General features: G+C 70.9%; 12 protein-coding genes. 3 read left to right on the top strand and 9 right to left on the bottom strand.

Annotated features, from left to right (window positions below; all coding sequences use genetic code 11):
- Positions 1-11: 11 nt before the first annotated feature.
- The 8 genes from ACFYX3_RS08935 to ACFYX3_RS08900 form a co-directional block, all read right to left on the bottom strand.
- Positions 12-878: a hypothetical protein gene (locus ACFYX3_RS08935; RefSeq protein ID WP_389009967.1), complete on the bottom strand. Its 867-nt coding sequence runs from the start codon at positions 876-878 to the stop codon at positions 12-14.
- Entirely contained in the window at positions 875-2,731 is a 1,857-nt protein-coding gene (locus tag ACFYX3_RS08930) for a GMC family oxidoreductase (RefSeq protein WP_389009964.1), read from the bottom strand. Before ACFYX3_RS08930 ends, ACFYX3_RS08935 begins: the two co-directional genes overlap by 4 nt.
- The gene (locus tag ACFYX3_RS08925; RefSeq protein WP_389009961.1) at positions 2,728-3,090 is read right to left on the bottom strand and encodes a hypothetical protein; all 363 of its coding nucleotides are present in this window, start codon (positions 3,088-3,090) and stop codon (positions 2,728-2,730) included. Before ACFYX3_RS08925 ends, ACFYX3_RS08930 begins: the two co-directional genes overlap by 4 nt.
- Positions 3,091-3,223: 133 nt before the next feature.
- On the bottom strand, positions 3,224-4,177 hold the full coding sequence (locus tag ACFYX3_RS08920; RefSeq protein WP_389009957.1) for a sigma-70 family RNA polymerase sigma factor: 954 nt from the start codon (positions 4,175-4,177) through the stop codon (positions 3,224-3,226).
- An 18-nt stretch (positions 4,178-4,195) separates the two neighbouring features.
- A complete protein-coding gene (locus tag ACFYX3_RS08915) occupies positions 4,196-5,416 on the bottom strand; it encodes an NAD(P)/FAD-dependent oxidoreductase (RefSeq protein WP_389009954.1) in 1,221 nt (406 codons plus the stop codon).
- Between the two features lie 85 nt (positions 5,417-5,501).
- A complete protein-coding gene (locus ACFYX3_RS08910; RefSeq protein WP_389009951.1) occupies positions 5,502-6,584 on the bottom strand; it encodes a sensor histidine kinase in 1,083 nt (360 codons plus the stop codon).
- On the bottom strand, positions 6,577-7,254 hold the full coding sequence (locus ACFYX3_RS08905; protein ID WP_376586506.1) for a response regulator transcription factor: 678 nt from the start codon (positions 7,252-7,254) through the stop codon (positions 6,577-6,579). Before ACFYX3_RS08905 ends, ACFYX3_RS08910 begins: the two co-directional genes overlap by 8 nt.
- Before the next feature lie 68 nt (positions 7,255-7,322).
- Complete coding sequence (locus tag ACFYX3_RS08900) at positions 7,323-8,024, bottom strand: VanZ family protein (RefSeq protein WP_389009947.1); 702 nt, start codon at positions 8,022-8,024, stop codon at positions 7,323-7,325.
- A 444-nt stretch (positions 8,025-8,468) separates the two neighbouring features.
- On the opposite strand from ACFYX3_RS08900, the gene ACFYX3_RS08895 reads away from it, so the two are divergent.
- Positions 8,469-17,054 carry a DNRLRE domain-containing protein gene (locus ACFYX3_RS08895; protein ID WP_389009944.1) on the top strand — a complete coding sequence of 2,862 codons (8,586 nt, stop codon included), beginning with the start codon at positions 8,469-8,471 and terminating at the stop codon, positions 17,052-17,054.
- 11 nt (positions 17,055-17,065) lie between these two features.
- A complete protein-coding gene (locus tag ACFYX3_RS08890; protein ID WP_376586512.1) occupies positions 17,066-17,659 on the top strand; it encodes a hypothetical protein in 594 nt (197 codons plus the stop codon).
- A 106-nt stretch (positions 17,660-17,765) separates the two neighbouring features.
- On the opposite strand, the gene ACFYX3_RS08885 is transcribed toward ACFYX3_RS08890, so the two are convergent.
- Positions 17,766-19,049, bottom strand: coding sequence for an extracellular solute-binding protein (locus ACFYX3_RS08885; protein WP_389009941.1), 1,284 nt, complete (start codon positions 19,047-19,049; stop codon positions 17,766-17,768).
- Positions 19,050-19,300: 251 nt separating this feature from the next.
- Between ACFYX3_RS08885 and ACFYX3_RS08880 the strand changes: the two genes are divergently transcribed.
- Positions 19,301-19,441, top strand: coding sequence for a hypothetical protein (locus ACFYX3_RS08880; protein ID WP_389009938.1), 141 nt, complete (start codon positions 19,301-19,303; stop codon positions 19,439-19,441).
- The last annotated feature ends 57 nt before the right edge of the window (positions 19,442-19,498 follow it).

Below are 19,498 nucleotides of genomic sequence, written 5' to 3'. Positions count from 1 at the left end.
CCCGGCCGCCCTCAGACGCGCGGACCCGTCGGCAGGTAGTACGGGCGGTTGTGGGCGGCGACCGGCGGCGACTGGAAGGTCCAGGCGCCCGCGGCCGGTGTGCCGTCGGGCAGGAGGGCCCGGAGGTCGCGGCCCAGGTCGCCGTCCGGGGCGTGGACCGCGAGACGGGTGCGCCCGGAGTGCTCGGGGGCGGCCAGGTCGTACCAGCCGTACGGCTGGTAGACGTTCATCGGTCCGGCGAGCAGCCGGCCCTCGCGGTCCGTTCCGTAACCCGTGACCGGGGCGGAGTTGGCGGCGACGGAGGTCAGGCCGTCCAGCCTCGCCGTGAGGTCGAGCAGCGGGGCCTGCCCCCGCTCCAGGGCGTCGTCGGGCCCCACCTCGGCCGCCTTGCACCGTACGGTCCAGGTCGCGCCCTCGGGTCCGTTCAGCGACGGCAGGCCGACCTCGAACCAGCCCGGGTACTTGGGCTCCGCGTAGAGCTCGCGCCCCGCCCTGATCGCGAACGGGTTGTCGCACACGACGTGGAGCCGGGCGATGCCGAGCAGCTTCGTCTGGTCCCAGCCCTGCGCGTACTGGGCGTAGGAAAGCCGCGGCAGACGGTCCGCCTCGCCCGTCGGGAACGCGATGACGTTGAACTCGATCTCCTGGGTGACGCCGCCGCCGAACGCGTACTGCGCGAAGTACAGCTGGTAGTTGAGCGAGACCAGCGCCCGCCCGTCGTCGAACGTGGCCGCCGTCAGGTCCGGGTGGTGCTTGGCGAGCAACTGGCGGACGGGACGCGGGTCCACCAGCCAGTCGACGCCGATCTGGTGCAGGGCCCCGTAGTGGAACGGCAGTCGGAAGGGCTCGGGCACGGGCGGCAGGGGCAGCGAGGTCACGCGGGGGCTCCTGGGGTGGTCGGGGCGGTCGTCGTGGTGGCCACGGGGGAGAGGGGGCGGTCGCGGGCCGTCAGATCGGCCTCGATGCGCTCCGCGCTGCGCAGCGCGAGCGCGGCCATCGTCAGCGTCGGGTTGGAGGTGGCCACCGAGGGCATGCTGCCGCAGCCGACCGCGTACAGACCGGGGTGGTCCCAGCAGTGCTGCCAGGCGTCCACCACGGACGTGTCCGGGGAGTCGCCCATGATGTGCGTTCCGGCGGCATGCCCCGCCCCGCGATAGCCGTACGTGCGGCCGCGGTGCTCGAACCGGCCCGGCCAGGCCGCCGACGGCGCGTAGTCGGTGTGGTCCTCGGCGCCGAGCAGCGCGAAGACCTGGTCCGAGACGGCGCGGGCGGCGGCCATGCCCTCCTTGACGTGCTCGTCGAGGTCGTAGGTGACCAGCGGCCGGGGCAGGCCGAGCGCGTCACGCTCGGACGGATGGAGGGTGACCCGGTTCGCGGGGTCCGCGCCCTGCTCCATCTCGAACTGCAGGGTGAACTGCCGGCGCACCCGGTCCGCGACGGCCTCCCTCAACTCCTTGCCGAGCAGGCCGCGTTCGCGGAGGAAGTGGTCCACGTCCGTCTCGACGGGGCCCTTCGCCCAGATCCAGCCCCAGGTCCCGAACTCGACCCGGAACGGCGCCCGCAGCCGGCGCGCCGGACCGGCCCGGAAGCCCTCGAAGCCGGAGACGGACCCGGGTCCCCGATACGACCCGGCCCGCTCGCCCTCGGGCAGAAGGCCCCAGGTCAGCAGCACCGGATGGTCCATCAGATTGCGGCCGACCTGGCCGCTGCGGCCGGCGAGCCCCGACAGGAGCAGCAGCCGGGCGTTCTCCACCGCGTGCGCGGCGAGGACGACGACGTCGGCGTGCGCGACGGACACCTCGCCGTCGTACGAGCGGTACTCCACGCCCGTGGCGCGCCCCCGCCCGTCGACGAGGACGCGACTCACCACCGACCGGTCCCGGAGCGTGACCGACGGGCTCCACCGCCCCTGCGTCTTCAGCGGCGTGTACTTCGCGTACGAGGGGCAGTGCGGGATGCAGGTCGCGTTGCCCACGCACCGGCTGTCCGGATCGGGCCGCCCGTCCCGCCCGCGCGGGACGAAGCCGCGGCCGCCGTCGTACCGGGGGTCCGGGACGCCGTTGCGTGCGTGCGGGGTGCCGACCACCCTCAGCTCGACCTCACCCCGGGCGACGGGGTCCTCGACGCGCCGCCCGTCGAGACGGTCCGAGAGCAGGCGGTCCAGTCGGGCGGCGGGTAGCGGCCGCATCGGGAACACGTAGCCGTCGGGGAAGCGCAGACCGAGGTGCGCGCGCTGCTCGTCGGCGTCGGCGGCCACCCCCAGGTGCTCCTCGGCCGCCCGGTAGTGGGGTTCGAGGTCGTCGTAGCCGAGGGGCCACCGACGGCCGTACCCGAAGGACTCGGTGTCGAAGTCCTCCGGCAGCATGCGGGGTGCGAGACCGGTCCAGACGTTGCCGGTGCCGCCGTTGACGCGGACGTATCCACTGGCGTACGGGAGCGGGCCGTCCTGCCGCAGATGCCCGGCCGCCCGGAAGCCGGGGGTCCCGTCGTCGGTACCGGCGAGGTCCGTCATCTCCGGCCAGGGGGCCGCCGGATGGGGCAGATAGGGGGAGCCCGGCAGCCTGGCGGACGCCCTGAGGTACTCGGTGAGCGGGGCGGTGGCGGCTGCTTCAGGGGCACCGGCGCCCGCCTCGAGAACGAGGACCCGTCGCCGTCCGCCCCGCCCGAGCCGATGCGCGACGAGCGAGCCCGCGACACCGGCGCCGACGACGATCACGTCGTACCGCGTCACCGGTCGCTCACCTCGGCCCAACTCCCGTACCCTCCGGGGGCGGCGGCGGGAGCCGTCAGGCCGGCCGCCTTCCAGACCAGGGCCTCCGCGTACGCCCGCGAGGACACCAGCCCGGGCGGCGGGCCCGGCCAACTGCCCGTGTACCAGAGGTACGTCACCGCCCGGGCCGCCGCCCGCAACGCGTCGTCCGTCGCGTCGGCCGGTTCGAGCAGCCGTCCGTACAGCTCCGTGCCGAGCTGCTCCACGGCCACCGCGCGGTACACCTCGACGAGCCCGGTGGCGATCAGGTCCACGTCGTCGAAGCCGGTCAGCCGCGCCGACAAGGCGGTGAACTGCTCTGTCTCGTCTGTGTGAGGCACGCGGGGATCGGTGCCCCACGGGTTGGCGGCCCATGCCCCGCGCTCCCGGAACGGCTTGATCGCGTCGCCGGGCGCTCCCTCGGACGACTGGTACCGATCGCTCTGTTGTCCGAGGGACGAGATCGCGTTCGAGTCACCATCGGGCGACCAGCGGTGTGCCCGGCTCCTGGCGCCGCCAGGCCGCGTTGAGGCGGACGAGGCGGGTCGGGGCCGCGATGCCGCGCACGGTGGCGATCCTGCCGCCGGCGATGTCGAACGTCACGGCGCCGATGACCTGGTCGCCGAGCGTGAACAGGATCGCCGGAGCGCCGTTGACGCGTGCCGTGTGGACTGCGGGTGTGCCACCGGCGAGGCGCCGTTTCGCGGGGCTGGGCCGGAAGCCGCCCCGGGCGACGGCGGCGACGCGCCGGGGGGTGTCGAACCGCAGCAGCCTCTCGCTCAGCCCGGCGCCGTCGGAGACGGCGGTCACGTCGTCGGTGAGCAGCGCCACGAGCCGTTCGGTACGGCCCGACGAGGCGGCGTCGAAGAACTCCTCGACGAGCCTGCGGGCGGAGGCCGGGTCGACCTCACCGCCGCGCCGTCGCGCGGCGGTGACGCGGCTCCGGGCCCGGTGGAGGTGCTGCTGGCTCGCGGACTCGGAGACGTCGAGGATCTCGGCGATCTCGGCGTGGCTGTACGAGAACGCCTCGCGCAGCAGGTAGACCGCCCGCTCCAGGGGCGACAGGCGCTCCATGAGCGTCAGCACGGCCAGGGAGACCGATTCGCGCTGTTCGAAGGTGTCGGCGGGGCCGAGCATCGGGTCGCCGTCCAGGAGCGGTTCGGGCAGCCAGGCTCCGGCGGCGCGCTCGCGGCGGGCCTGCGCCGAGCGGAGCCGGTCGATGCACAGATGGGTGACGACCTTCGTGAGCCAGGCCTCCGGAACCCGGATCCGCTGCCGGTCGGCGGCCTGCCAGTGCAGGAACGCGTCCTGCACGGCGTCCTCGGCGTCGGCGGCGGAGCCGAGCATCCGGTACGCCAGGGAGGCCAGCCGGGTCCGGCCGGCCTCGAACCGGCCGGTGTCGAAGCCGTCGATGGAGATGCTGTCCACGGTGATGTCCTCGGGGGGCTACGCGACGGCCTTCCGAGCGGACGGCTCCGTCTTCGGAGCGGACCCCTCCGCCGCGGCGGTGACGCGGAGGCTGCGCTTGGGCAGGCCGAAGGTCGGGTGCGAGGTGGTCCACAGCGACATCCAGAGGATGCCCGCCTTGACCCGGGCCGCCGTCCTGCCGCCCAGGTGCTTCGGCTTCGCTCGCCCCTCGCCGTCGACCAGCTGCAGGATCCCGTCCCGCCGGCCGAGGCTGATGTGGTTGCCCACGTACTCCAGCTTGGTGTTCCCGAACGTGCGGCCGGTCAGGCGGCCCACCGCCGCGTTCGTGGCCTGCATGCCGGTGTAGCCGGCCGAGGCGCAGGACATCGGCAGGGGCAGGCCGTTGTCGCCGAGGGCGTACGCGCTGTCGCCGACGGCGTACACGTCCGGGTGCGAGACCGACCGCATGGTGCGGTCGACGACGACCCGACCGTCCTCGGTGACGTCGAGCCCGCCCGCGGCCGCGAGGGGGCTGACCGCGAACCCGGCCGTCCACACGGTCGCGTCGGACGCCAGGGCGGTGCCGTCGGCGCACACCACCCGCGTCGCCTCGACGGACTCGATCGTGGTGTGTTCCAGGACGGTGATGCCCAGACGGGCGCAGGCCCGGCGCAAGTGGTCGCGGGCCCCGGCGGAGAGCCGGGCGGCCAGCTCGCCGCGGGCGACCAGCGTCACGGAGAGGCCGGGCCTGGACTCGGCGATCTCGGTGGCGGTCTCGATGCCGGTCAGCCCGTCGCCGACGACCAGCACGCTGCCGCCCCCGCTCCGCCCGCCCAGGCCGTCCAGGCGCTCGCGCAGGCGCAGCGCCGCGGGCCGGCCGCTGACGTCGAAGGCGTGCTCGGCGGCGCCGGGGACGCGCTGGTCGTCGCCGTGGCTGCCGAGTGCGTAGAAGAGGGTGTCGTACGGGAGCTCGCCGCCGCCGTCGGCGTCGGCCACGGTGACGACCCGGCGGTCGGGGTCGACGGCGGTGACACGGGCCAGGCGCAGTCGCACGGTCGTACCCGCGAAGACGTCGGTGAGCTGCGGTGCCGCGATCTCCTGGCCGGCCGCGACCTGGTGCAGCCGCAGCCGCTCGACGAACTCCGGCACGGCGTTGACCACGGTGATCTCGGTGTCCGCCGGGGACAGCCGTCGGGCGAGGTTCCCTGCCACGTAGCTCCCGGCGTAGCCGGCGCCGAGGACGACGATGCGGTGCTTCATGGTGTGCTCCTGTCGGTTCGCTTGCCTTCGGTGGATTGACCGGGGCGGCGACCCGATTCCTGACAGGAGTCGAATATGACCTGCATCACATGTTCACGTCGGGGAGTCGGACCGTGACGCGGAGCCCGCCGTCGGGGCGGGGGGCGAGGTCGAGGGCTCCGCCGTGGGCGCGGACGATGCTGTGCACGAGGGCGAGGCCCAGGCCGACGCCGGCGTGCCCGTCGGTGCGCACCCGTTCCGTACCGCGCTGGAAGGGCTCGGTGAGGGTCGGCACCAGCTCCGGCGGGACCGGGCGGCCCGTGTTCTCGACCCGTACGAGGCTCGTGCCGCCCCGCGTCCCGGTGTGGACCGTCACCGTGCCGCCGGCGGGGAGGTTGTGCACGACGGCGTTCTGGACGAGGTTCGTCACCATCCGGAGCAGAAGCTCCGCGGAGCCGCTGGTCCGTGCCGCCTCCCCGGTGACGTCGAGCGTGATCCCGCGCTGCTCGGCGAGCGGCAGCAGGGTCTCGGCGGCCTCCTCGGCGACGAGGGACAGGTCCACGCTCTCGCGGCGGAAGGTGCCCCGGTCGCTGCGGCTGAGCAGCAGAAGGGCCTCGGTGAGGTCGATCGCGCGCGTGTTGACGGCCGTGAGGCGCGCCAGGAGTTCCTCCCGGTCCCTCGTCGGATCCCTGCGGGCGACGTCGAGCAGCGTCCGCGAGACGGCCAGGGGGGTGCGCAGCTCATGGGAGGCGTTCGCCGCGAACCGCTGCTGCTCGGCGACGTGCGACTCGAGCCGTTCCAGCATGGAGTCGAACGCGTCGGCGAGCTCGCGGAACTCGTCCTGGCGGCCCTCCAGGCGGATCCGGTGGGACAGCGATCCGTTCCCGGCCGTCCGCGCCGCGGCCGTGATCCGGGTGAGCGGCGCGAGCATCCGGCCCGCGAGGAACCATCCCCCGACCAGGCCGAACACGAGCAGGAAGGCCATCGCCACGGCCGCGGCCGGGCCGAAGGTGCGCACCAGGAGGTAGCGGTTGGGTGAGATCCCGAGCAGCCCCTGCGTGTTGTCGGGTACGTAGCGCAGCAGGAAGCCCCACACCACGGCCAGCAGGAGCGCTCCCGCGACGGCGAGGAACCCGGCATAGCTGAGCGTGAGTCGCAGGCGGACGCTGAGCCCCGGGCGTCTAGACATCCGTGTGCCCGCCGGCGTCGATGCGGTAGCCGACGCCCGGCACCGTGGCGATGACCCATGGTTCGCCGAGCCGCTTGCGCAGGGCGGAGACGGTGATGCGGACGGCGTTGGTGAAGGGGTCGGCGTTCTCGTCCCAGGCCCGTTCGAGCAGCTCCTCGGCGCTGACGACCCCGCCCTCGGCGGCGACGAGGACGTCGAGCACGGCGAACTGCTTACGGGTGAGCGCGACGTAGCGTCCGTCGCGGAAGACCTCCCGGCGGAACGGGTCGAGGCGCAGGCCCGCGATCTCGCGGACCGGCGGCCGGGCGTACGCGCGCCGGCGGTCGAGCGCCCGCAGCCGCAGCACGAGCTCCCTCAGCTCGAACGGCTTGGTGAGGTAGTCGTCGGCACCGAGCGCGAACCCGGAGGCCTTGTCGTCGATGCGGTCGGCGGCGGTGAGCATGAGGATCGGGATGCCGCTGCCGGAGGCGACGATGCGCCGGGCGACCTCGTCGCCGGAGGGGCCGGGGATGTCACGGTCGAGGACCGCGAGGTCGTAGGAGTGGACGCCGAGCAGCTCCAGGGCGGAGTCGCCGTCGCCGGCGATGTCGGCGGCGATCGCCTCGAGCCGGAGACCGTCCCGTACGGCTTCGGCCAGGTAGGGCTCGTCCTCCACGATCAGTACGCGCATGGCCGAAGCCTAGGCACCCCGACGTATCGCCGACGTATGAGGAGGTGCGGGCGCGCCGGCCGCGCGGCTCAGGCCGTCCGTGCCGGTTCCGCCGGGCGGGTCCGGTCCGACGGCGCCTCCGCCGCCCCGGTGCGCCACCAGCGGCGTGTGGCCAGCGCGGCGAGCAGCGCGCCGGCGGCGTTGACCAGGACGTCGTCCACGGACGACACCCGGTCGAGCCGCAGGACGTACTGCGCGGTCTCGACCAGGACCGAGCAGCCCGCCCCGAGCGCCAGGATCCGCGGTACGGACGCCACGGCCGCGAACCGCATCGGAGCGAAGGCCCCGAGCGCCGCGAAGACCAGCAGGTTCCCGGCGATCCCGAGCGGACCCATCGTGACCAGGTCCCGCAGCGGTACGAGACTCACCCGGCCGGGGACGGTACCGGCCCCGGCGCCCGGCATCAGCGTCAGCCAGAGGAACGGCACCGTCCCGTGCACCAGGCCCACCTCGGCCAGAGACCTCCGCCACGCCGCCCCGGCACCGGCGGCCCGCCGCCGGCGGGCCAGGGCCCACACCGCCAGGGCGGACAGCGGGAGCGCGGCCAGGGCGAGGAGCACGACGCCGTTGAACGTGTCGAGGCAGCCGTGCCACCGCCCGGCCAGGCACCTCGGAGCGGACATCACGAGCGGCCGCCTCATGGCGAACAGGGCGCTCCCCAGGCCGAGGACCGCGAGAGGGAGGAGCGCGATCCGGCGGGGCGGTGCGGACAGGGGCGTGTCGTGGTTCATGCCGCCATGGAAGACGGAAGGCCGTCGCGGCGGCGTATGCGCTTCTCGATACACCCGCGATATACGCAAATCCGCAATCGGATGACGAGAATTCGGTAGGCATCTACACCGTTCGGACCGGTGAATGCAAGGGTGCGGCCATTTCGGGCGAACGTGCCCTACTCGCCTGTCTCACGCCGTCAAATGTCCTAATTCTGAAGTCGGTTGACACTGCTCTCCGTATTTGGTTAAAAACCTCCGGCCAGGACCGGAGCAGGTCTCATTCGGCGTGCCCGAAAACGCTCCGGTACAGCTCAGTGCGACCGGACGGATCAAGCCGAGCCGGCGTATCGGTGCACCCATTTCGCGTGTGCGCGTGTGGGCGCGAACGAAAGGAATGGCGTGAAAGTGAGATTCGGGCGGGCTCTGGCCTGCCTCGTGGTTTCGGCGGTCACCGCCTCGATGATGCCGGGCGTGGCATTTGCCGCGCCGGCGTCGGACGGCGGTGACGAGGGCGTATTCGACACGTTCAAGGGCTGGTTCTCGGACGAGGACGACGCGGGCGACGCCCGGGCACCGCAGGTCTCGACCGGCGGTACCCCCGTGCTTCCGACCAGGGAGACGCTGCCGAAGGGCAAGGCGGCACCGAAGGCGAAGCGCGTCGCGGAGCTCAAGGACCGCCGTACCGCGAACGCGCGGTACTGGAAGCTGTCCGACGGCCGGGTGCAGGCCGAGGTGTCGGCCGTACCGACCGCGTACCGCGCCGGGAAGTCCTGGCAGGACATCGATCCGACGGTCCGTGCGACCGCCGACGGCGGCTTCGCCTTCGGCAACACGACGAACGCGGCGCGCAGCTGGTTCGGTTCGGACGCGCACCGGCTGCTGAGGTTCGAGGCCGGGAACGGGCACGCGGTGACGCTCGGCCTGGAGGGCGCGGGCAAGCTGGCGCCCACGGCCCAGGGCAGCACCGTGACCTACAAGGACGCGGTGGCCGGCGCCGACCTGTCGTACGAGGTCGGCCCCGGCCGGGTCAAGGAGAACATCGTCCTGGACGAACGGCCCGCCGGGCCGGTCTCGTTCACCTTCACCCTCGACGCCGGCGGCCTGACGCCGAAGGCCGCCGAGGACGGCTCGGTCGCCTTCTACGGCGAGGCCGCGCAGCCGGTCCTGGTGATCCCGGCCGCGTTCATGACGGACGCGAAGAAGGACGCCTCCTCGCCGTACGGCGCCGCCTACAGCACGGCCGTCGAGCAGAAGCTCACGCGGGCCGGCAAGGGCTGGAAGCTGACGGTCACGCCGGACGCGAAGTGGCTGGCCGCCCCCGAGCGGACGTATCCGGTCACGGTCGATCCGACGATCTCGATCGCACCGACGCCGACGACCGCCCAGGACGTGATGATCTCGTCGGACGGTCCGACGACGAACTACGACGACAACTGGCGGCTGTCCGTCGGCAACACCAGCACCGGAGCCTCGCGCGCCCTGGTCAGGTTCCCGCTGGGAGGCATCCCCGCGGGCACCACGGTGGACTCCGCCGACCTGCGGCTCTACTACGACCAGACGCACACCACGGGCGACACCGAGGTGCAGCTGGAGGCCCACCGCGCCACCCAGTCCTGGACCGAGTCCACGGCGACCTGGAACAGCGCCAACGCGATCACCGGCGAGCTGTCCGGCACCGCCGTCGTCGTCGACGACGGCGACACCGGCCGCACCGCGGCCGTCGGCGCCTGGCCCGCCTCCGGGAACACGGCGTACACGCAGTACGCGGTGAACCAGGACTACCTGTACAACAAGGACTCGGTCGCGGGCGACACGTACACCTGGCAGCCCAGCCTCCCCGAGGACGGCACCTACCAGGTCGAGACGCACTACATACCCGCGTCGGACCGGGCCGCCAACGCCCCCTACACCGTCACGTACGACGGTGGCAGCAAGACGTACACGGTCAACCAGCAGGCCGGCACGGCCGGCGTGTGGAAGACGCTCGGCTCCCACCCGTTCAAGGCGGGAACCCTCGGCAAGATCGTCCTCGGTGACGGGCCCGCCTCGGCGACCACCTCCGTGATCGCGGACGCCGTCCGGTTCACCAAGGGCGGTGTGGTCACCAAGAAGGCCGGCGAGCTCAACACCTGGCACTCCTTCCCGGTGACGAAGACCGTCCAGTCCTGGATCGACGGCACGAACGCCAACAACGGCTTCGTCATCAAGGCCGGCGACGAGAGCGCGACCGGCCCCAAGGGCGGCCCGCGCTACGAGGGCAGCGAGTTCGCCTACGCGGGCGAGACCGCCAACTACCCCCGTCTCGTGGTGACCTTCGGCCGCCAGGGCGTCGACCTCGCCGCCCCGTCCGTCATCCACGACACGGGCGCGGAGCTGAACTGGTCGGCGTACCAGGACAAGGACCCGGTCGCCACCGGCGACGACATCGTCGAGTACCAGGTCCACCGCTCGGTCTTCCAGACCTTCACGCCCTCCGCCTCGACCCTCGTCTCGCCGGTCCCGGCGGGCACGACGGCGTTCACCGACACCACGGCCGTCCCCACCAAGGCCGACGACGCGGACCCGTTCGGGCGCGCGTACTACTACATGGTCGCGGTGAAGACGAAGGACGGGCAGGTCGTCCCCGCCCCGACGCAGCTCGTACGGCTGCCGAAGGCCGGCCGGACGACGAAGATCCTGGAGGCGTCGCAGGACACCACCCTGTCCTCGACGCAGCCCGCCGCCGCGCACGACACCCTCGACGACGGCGGTCCGCAGACCTGGCTGTCGGTCGGCAACAACTCGGCGACGTACGGCAAGACCCGTGCCCTGCTGAAGTTCCCGGCGCTCGGCATCCCCACGACCGCACGCGTCCTCGAAGCGGACGTGCGCCTGTGGAGCACGCAGACCACCACGGACGCCGCGGGCGCGGTCTACGAACTCCGGCCCCTCACCCGTGACTTCGACGAGACCGCCACCTGGACCAAGGCGAACGCCACCACGAACTGGACCAGCCAGGGCGGCGACTCCGGCGCCTCGGTGGCCGACAACGGGTCCATCAGCAACGACCCGGCCCGCCACGAGTGGAACGTCACCTCGCTCGCCCAGTCCTGGGTGACCACCCCCGCCTCCCAGCAGGGCGTCATGGTCAGGACGGCCGACGAGGCCGCCTCGCAGGAGCGGACGCTGTTCCTCTCCTCCGAGGGCGCCGAGCAGCGGCTCCGCCCGAGGATCGTCCTCACGTACATCGACTCCACCACCGAGTCGACGTACTACGCGCCGCAGACCCCGGCACGGATGACCCCGAACACCACCTACACGGTGGACTTCACCCTCACCAACACCACCGCCGCCACCTGGACGGCCGCCGACCAGGTCCTCACCTACCGGTGGACGCTGCCCGAGGGCACGGACGTCACCAACGGCGGCAACCAGATCAGGACCGCCCTGCCCCGGGACGTCGCGCCCGGCGACTCGGTGACGCTCCAGGCGCAGGTGAGCACCCCGATCAACTCGGACTCGGGCAACAAGCGCACCGACTACGCGCTGACCTGGGACGTCTACAACAAGACGGCCGGGACCTGGGCGTCCGCCACGGCGGGCATCCCCGGCCTCCAGCAGAACGTGGCCGTCGAGGACCCGACCTCCAACACGCTCGGCCTGGAGAAGTTCTACTTCTTCGCCGGCAAGAACACCGGCGCCGGCTCGACCGTCATGAACAACGCGGCGTCCGGCAACACCGTCTGGAACTACAACGCGTTCTCCAACCCGGGCCGCGGTCTCAACACCTTCGTCCGGTTCTCCTACAACTCCCTGGACACCTCGGACACCGTCCTCGGTGCCGGCTGGTCCGGCCAGGCCGCCGGACCGATCCGCCTCGGCGCGCCGCTGGAGTTCCACCCCAAGCCGAACCCGACCGAGATCCGCCTCCCGGACGGCGACGGCACGACCCACGTCTTCCGGAAGCAGCCGGACGGCTCGTGGAAGGCCCCGGCCGGCGTCCACTTCAAGGTCACGCCGAAGCCGGGTCTCGACTGCACCCCGGAGAAGGACCCGATCACGGACGCCTGGACGCTCACGCGCCCGGACGGCACCCGGTTCGTGTTCGGCTGCGACGGCTACATGACGTCGGTCGTCGACAAGAACGGCAACACGCAAACCTACACGTACGAGGAACGCAAGTCCAACAACAAGCCCACCAAGTTCCTCGCCTACATCACCGACCCGGTCGGCCGGCAGACGCTGACCGTCACCTACTACGGCAAGGCCGACAGCGCCGGCCCCAAGGTCGTCGACCACGTCAAGTCGATGACCGACATCTCGGGTCGCAAGCTCACGTTCGAGTACTCGGACAAGGGCCTGCTCACCAAGCTGACCGACGGCACGGGCTCGTCCCAGCCCAAGGTCTTCGCCTTCGAGTACGACGCCACCCAGGGCAACAAGAACGTCAAGCTGGTCAAGGTCACCGACCCGCGCGGCAACGCCACCCAGCTCGCGTACAACTTCCCGCAGACCGGCGACGACCCGAAGTACCACTGGTGGACCAAGGCGATCACCGACCGCCGGCAGGGGACCACCTCCTTCACGTACGCCCCTGACGCCGTGAACGCCAAGTTCACCGCCACCAGGGTCACCGACGCCGAGAACCGGGCCACGGACTACGTGACGGACGACTTCGGCCGTCCGGTGCAGACCACCAACGCCAAGGCGCAGATCAGCAAGCTGTCCTGGGACGCCGACAACAACGTCGTCTACCTGGAAGAGGCCAACGGCGCCAAGACGGTGTCGTGCTACGACCAGCGGACCGGCTACCCGCTGTGGAAGCGGGACGCCGAGAGCAACAAGAACGGCATCCCGGCGCAGAGCGACTGCGCGCCCGGTGTCTTCCCGGCCGACGCGCAGAAGTTCCAGTACCAGACGCGTCTGGACGGCTTCGCCACCGACCTCTTCCGCAAGACCTCCCCGGGCGGCCGCACCTGGGAGTTCGGCTACGACTCCTTCGGCAACCTGACGAAGGTCACCGACCCCAAGGGCGTCGCGACCGCCACGGCGGACGACTACACCACCGTCCACCAGTACGACGGCTACGGTCAGCCGACGAAGACGGTCGACGCCAACGGCAACCCGACCACCTTCACCGAGTTCGGTCCCACCGGATACCCGGCGAAGACCACCGACGCGCTGCAGCACACCACGTCGGTCGTCTACGACGTGCGCGGTCTGGTCACCGAGATCACGGACGCGCTGGGCAAGAAGACCACGCAGACGTACGACACGTACGGACGTCCGCTGGTCAGCACCGTGCCGAAGAACCAGGCGGCGGGCGAGCTGATCACCACGCCGGCTCCCGTCTACGACGCCAACGACAACGTCACCCTGGTCACGGCGCCGCACGGCGCGGAATCCACCGCGGTGTACGACGCGAACGACCAGATCACCTCGGCGACGGCCCCGAAGGACTCGCCGACGGCCCCCGAGCGCAGGACGGCCTACACCTACGACAGGACCGGCCACCTGCGGACCACGACCGAGCCGAAGGGCACCGCGACCACCGCGGACCCGAACGACTTCGTCACCACCAACACCTACGACGAGATCTACCAGCTGAGCTCCGTGGTCAACGCCGCGGGCCACAAGATCTCCTACGAGTACGACAACGTCGGCAACCCGATCACGGTCGTCGACCCGCGGCGGAACGCGACCCCCGACACGACCGACTACGCGAGCAAGACGGCGTACGACCTCGACCACCGGGCCGTCTCCACCACCGACGCGCTCGGCAAGACCTCGTCCCGCACCTACGACAAGGACTCGCTCGTCGTCGCGTCGAAGGACGCCGAGGGCAACGAGACCCTGGTCGGCTACGACGAGCGGGGCAAGCAGGTCCAGGTCAAGGTCCCGCACACGGGGACCGCGCCGAACATCACGTACCGCACGACCACGTACGAGTACGACCAGGTCGGCAACGCCGTCAAGGTCACCACCCCGCGCGGCAACGACACGGCGAACCCCGACGACTTCGCCGCGCGCACCGAGTACGACAAGCTGAACCGCCCGGTCAAGCAGTTCCAGCCGTACGACCCGGCGGACCCGCGCTACAACAAGTCGGACGTCTACACCCAGACGTTCTACGACGAGGTGGGCCGGGTCTCCCGGACCTCGGCGCCGCCGTCGCAGGGCCAGACGGTCCGCAACGACACCACGTACGCCTACTTCGACAACGGGTGGGCGAAGTCGTCGACCGACGCCTGGGACATCACCACCTCCTACGGCTACAACGACGTCGGCCAGCAGACGTCGAGGACGCTGACCTCGGCGGGCGGTTCCTCCAGCCGCACGATGGGCTGGACCTACTACCCGAACGGCACGCTCAGGACCAAGACCGACGACGGCGTCCCGGTCGGCAGCGCCGTGCCGCTCGTCGACAACTCCGACACCCAGAACACCAGCTCGACGGGCACCTGGGCCAAGGGGAGCGCGACCGGGCAGCAGGGCTACGACCACCAGGTCCACGCCGCCGGCGCAGGGACCGACGCGTTCACCTGGACGCTGAACATCCCCAAGAACGGCACGTACACCGCGTACGTCAGGTTCCCGCAGGTCTCCGGGGCGGCGACGACCGCCAAGTACACGGTCACGCACTCCGCCGGAACCACGGACAGGACGATCAGTCAGGCCACCGGCGCCGGTGCCTGGATCAGCCTCGGGTCGTTCACCTTCACCCAGGGCAACACGAGCAAGCTCCAGCTGTTCCAGAACAGCGGCGGCGCGGTCGTGGCCGACGGCGTGAAGCTGGTGCGCGACAACTCCGGTGACACCGACACCGAGAAGCACACCTTCACGTACGCGTACGACGTCAACGGCAACATGGAGTCGATCGCCGACACCTCGTCGGGCACGCGGGTCGACGCCTATCAGATGGCCTACACGGATCTGAACCAGGTCCGGCAGGTCACCGAGTCGCTGGCGGGCCAGGAGAAGAAGACCACCTCCTACACGTACGACATCAACGGGCGCCCGGACACGGCCACCCACCCCGACCAGTACTCGAAGTACACCTACGACCTCCGGGAGAAGGTCAGGACGATCTCCGTGGGCGACACCGCCACGGACCCGTCGCCGAACGTCACCTCGTTCACGTACACCGACCGCGGCCTGGCCCTTCGGGAGACCAAGCCCAACGGCAACACCGTCGACAACACGTACTACCTCGACGGCGCGGTCAAGTCCCAGACGGAGAACAAGCCGAACGGCACCCTGGTCTCCTCGCACACCTACGCCTACGACGCCAACGGCAACAAGGCGCAGGACGTGGCGAAGAAGATGAACGCCGACAACCACGCGGCGTACCTCGAATCGACCACGGACTTCACCTACGACCCGGTCGAGCGCCTCGCCAAGTCGGTCAAGACCGGCAACGGCGCGAACACCGAGACGTTCGTCCACGACGACAACGCCAACGTCATCAGCCAGTCGGACAAGGCGTCCTCCGCGACGTACACGTACGACCGCAACCGGCTGCTCAGCTCCTCGACCTCCGGCGTCACGTCCTCCTTCACCTACGACCCCTTCGGCCGGCAGGAGTCCGTCACCAGCGGCGGCCAGGTCGTGTCCCGCAGCGTCTACGACGGCTTCGACCACGTGGTCGAGTCGCAGCAGCGCGACGGCTCCGGCGCGATGAAGTCGACGACCTACACCTTCGACCCGCTGGACCGCACGGTCTCCAAGACGGCCGAGGGCAAGACCACCACGTTCAACTACCTCGGTCTGTCCAACGAGGTGCTGAACGAGGAGGTCGCCGGAAAGCTGACCAAGTCCTACGAGTACAGCCCGTGGGGCCAGCGGCTCTCCCAGGTCACGCACAACAGCGACGGCACCACCGAGGACGCGTACTACGGCTACAACAGCCACACCGACGTCGAGACGCTGACCGACAAGAACGGCGACACCAAGGCCACCTACGGCTACACCGCCTACGGCAGCGAGGACAAGAGCGAGTTCACCGGCATCGACAAGCCCGACGCCGGGGACCCGACGAAGGAGGAGTACAACCACTACCGCTTCAACGCCAAGCGGTGGGACGCCCAGTCCGGCACCTACGACATGGGCTTCCGGGACTACGCGCCGGGTCTGAACCGCTTCACCACGCGGGACATGTACAACGGCGCCCTCGCCGACATGGGCCTCGGCACCGACGCCTTCACCGGCAACCGCTACGCGTTCACCGGCGGCAACCCGATCAGCAACGTCGAGATCGACGGCCACTTCGCCTTCGCGCTCGCCGCCATCCCGATCCTCGCGGTCGCCGTGGCCGTGGTCGCCGCGGTGGTCATCGTGGCGGCCGTGGTCGCCGTGGTGGAGGAGGCCGCCGACCGCATCGAGGAGGCCATCGACGAGGCGGCGGAGGAGGACGACGAGCCGGCGCCCTCGCCCAAGCCCGACCCCGAGCCCAAGCCGAAGCCCCGCGGCACCGACGACGATGACGACGACGGCAAGTGCGGCTGGGTCAAGCACGGGGACCTCGACAAGGCCAACGGCAACCGCGCCACGGGCGTCACGTCCTGCCTCAACAAGTCCTACCTGGACACCCACAAGGGCACCAGGACGGACGTCTCCAAGGTCGCCCCTCCCGGCTACCGGTGGGCGCAGCGCACGGCCGGCTTCCTCGGGGCACACCCGGTGGACCAGAACATCAACGCCTGCCACCTCCTCGGCAAGCAGCTGAGCGGCTCGGGCACCGACCTGAACAACCTGGCGACGTGCGCGCGCGGCGCGAACGACTGGCAGACCGGCTCCCAGCAGGGCGACAACAACATGAAGAACTACGAGAACCAGGTCGCCGAGGCGGTCGGGGCCGGACAGGACGTCCTGTACTCGGTGACACCGACCTACAGCGGCCGAAGGACGGTTCCGCTCGGGTTCAAGATCACCGCGTACGGTACGAACCCGGACGGGTCCGCGGGCATCAGGATCGACACCTTCGTGTCGAACACCCTGGCAGGCCGGAACCTCGGCATGTTCAACGATCCGAACACCGGTCGGCAGGTCCCGACCGGATCGATGGAATGAGAGGAGAGCGAGTGAGTCAGGTGGCCGAATGGGAGGCGCTCCGGCGCCTCGTGCCGCCGCCGGACGAAGGCGGCGCACCGGTCGACTGGGACCGGATGGGCACGTCGTGGGGCCGTGGGTTCCCCGCGGACTACCGGCAGTTCATCCAGGCCTACGGCCCGGGCTCGATCCAGGCCTACCTGGTGATCCAGCAGCCCGAGTACAAGGGCGCCGAACCGGCGTCCCCGTTCGGGGGCATGCTCCTGGAGACGGTCAACGCGGAGGACGCCTGGGCGCGGGACAAGAAGTCCCCCGAGCTCGACGGCGCGGACCCCGTGCTGATCACCTGGGGGGTCACCGGCAGCTCGGACCTGCTGTGCTGGGACGCGTCGGGCGACGACCCCGACGCGTGGCCGGTCCTGGTGCGCAACCGGGACGACGACCTGTGGCGGCGCTACGACTGCGGCATGGTCGAGTTCCTCGTACGCGTCCTGCGCGGGGAGTTCGACGAGTGCCCGCTCGGTGACCTCGCCCTGTGGGGCAGGCCCTCGGCGCTCTTCCTCGGCGACGACGAGCAGCGGCGCCTCTGGTCGCAGGGCATCGACCCCTGGGAGGGGAAGCGCTAGGACGGCACGTCTGAGCGCTGATCAGTGAGTCCGGTACCGGGCGCCGATGCCATCGGCGCCCGGTACCGCTGTGAGCGGGGGACTTCGGACGGGGGAACCTGAACCGCTACTGCTGCTCCTGCTGCGCTTCCCGGGCCTGGTCGGCGATGTCCTCGAGGACGGCCTTCGGGTCGGCGGACGGTGCGACGGCCTTGCCGATGTTCCGCTTGATGGTGTTGCTGACCTTCAGCCAGGACGGTTCGTTGACCGGGTAGAGCTGGGCGCTGTTCAGCGCGGTGAAGAACTGCTCGGTGCTGTGGTCGTCCGCGGCCGAGCCCTCGGAGGCCTCGGAGGCGGACACCGTCGACGGCAGCAGGTGGTAGCGCCCCGCGAACTCGCTGAGGTTCTTGTCCTGATAGACGAAATCCAGGAACGAGCCGACCAGTTCACGATTGCCGTCGTGCCGGAAGGCCATCATCCAGTCGGCGACGCCCGCCGCCGGCGGCTTCTTCCCCTCGCCCAGCGTGTCCGACACCGGCATGCTGAGCGTGCCGACCTTCATGCCCCGCGCCCTCGCCTCGTGGAGAAGCGACGGATAGCCGTTGACCATGCCGACGTCACCGCGCAGGAACGCGGCGAAGGCGTCCTCCCGGTTGAGCTGCGCCGGCGGAACCGGGCCGGTGAGGCCCGGCGCGACCAGGTTCTCCTTGATCCAGCGGAAGGTCTGCGTGTTCTGCTCGGAGGCGATGCTGTAGCCGCCGCTGACGTCGGTGTACCCGCCGCCGTTGCTCAGCTCCCAGATCAGTGCCTCGGCGTGTGCCTCCTCGGGGCCGAGCGGCAGGGCGTACGGGTAGCGCACCCCCACCTTCTTCAGCTCCTCCGCCGCCTCCTTCAGGTCCGACCAGGTCTTCGGGGGCTTCGCTCCCGCCTTGTCGAACAGCTCCTCGTTGTAGAACAGCAGCCGGCTGCTGGCCACGAAGGGCAGGCCGAAGAGCGTGTTGTCGACCGAGCCCGCCGCCGCGAGCGGCCGCAGGAAATTCGCCTCCGCCCTGATCGACAGCAGCTCGTCGGCGGAGTAGAGGCGGCCCTGCGCGGCGAAGTCGGAGTACGCGCCCATCAGAGCGACGTCCGGGGCGTTGTTCTCCTGGACCATGCGCGTGACCTCGCGGTCGACGTCGGCCCACGGGTACAGCGTCACCTCCACCTTCTTGCCGGGGTGGGCGGCCGTGAAGGCGGCGGTCAGCCTGTCCCAGTACGCCTTGGAACTGGTCGCCGGGCTGTCGCCGTACTCGGGGGCCACCAGACGCAGCGTGGACCCGTCGCTCTCGGACGAGCCGCAGGCGGTGGCGAGGGAACCCAGGAGGCCGAAAGCGGCCACGGAGGCGGTCATGCCGAAGAGTCTCGGTCGCACGGGTAATTCCTCTTGCTCTTTTGGACAGTGCGTCCGGAATTCTCTCCTGGCCAGAGGCCATATTTCGCCCCCTACTCGACGGTTATGCCATTGCTCCAATCCCAGGCATTCCCCTTGGTGTTTTCCGATATGAAGGCGCCGATCATGACGCGCGTAGAACCCGGATCCGCCGCCTGTTGCCCGGCGCGTCCTGTGGCGGCCGGGACTGCTGCCGGCCGCCGCCACCGGCACCACCGCATGGCGCCGCGCTCGTGGGGGCCGTCGTCCGGCCGCACGCGCCGGACCTCGCCCGCACGCTCGGCCTCGACGTCACCGTACCTCTGACGCGGCGTACCGGCGCCGAGTCGTCCCGCCTCCTCGCGACCGGATGGACACCGGAGGCCGGAGGCTGACCGTCCGGCCCCGGCAGGGCGTTCGGGGAGGGTGCGTGGAGGTTCGCCCGCCGTGAC

The sequence above is a fragment of the Streptomyces sp. NPDC002463 genome, assembly GCF_042889835.1.
GTDB lineage: Bacteria > Actinomycetota > Actinomycetes > Streptomycetales > Streptomycetaceae > Streptomyces > Streptomyces nymphaeiformis.
The sequence above is the reverse complement of the archived record's forward strand: the minus strand, read 5'-3'. Positions and strand labels throughout refer to the sequence as shown.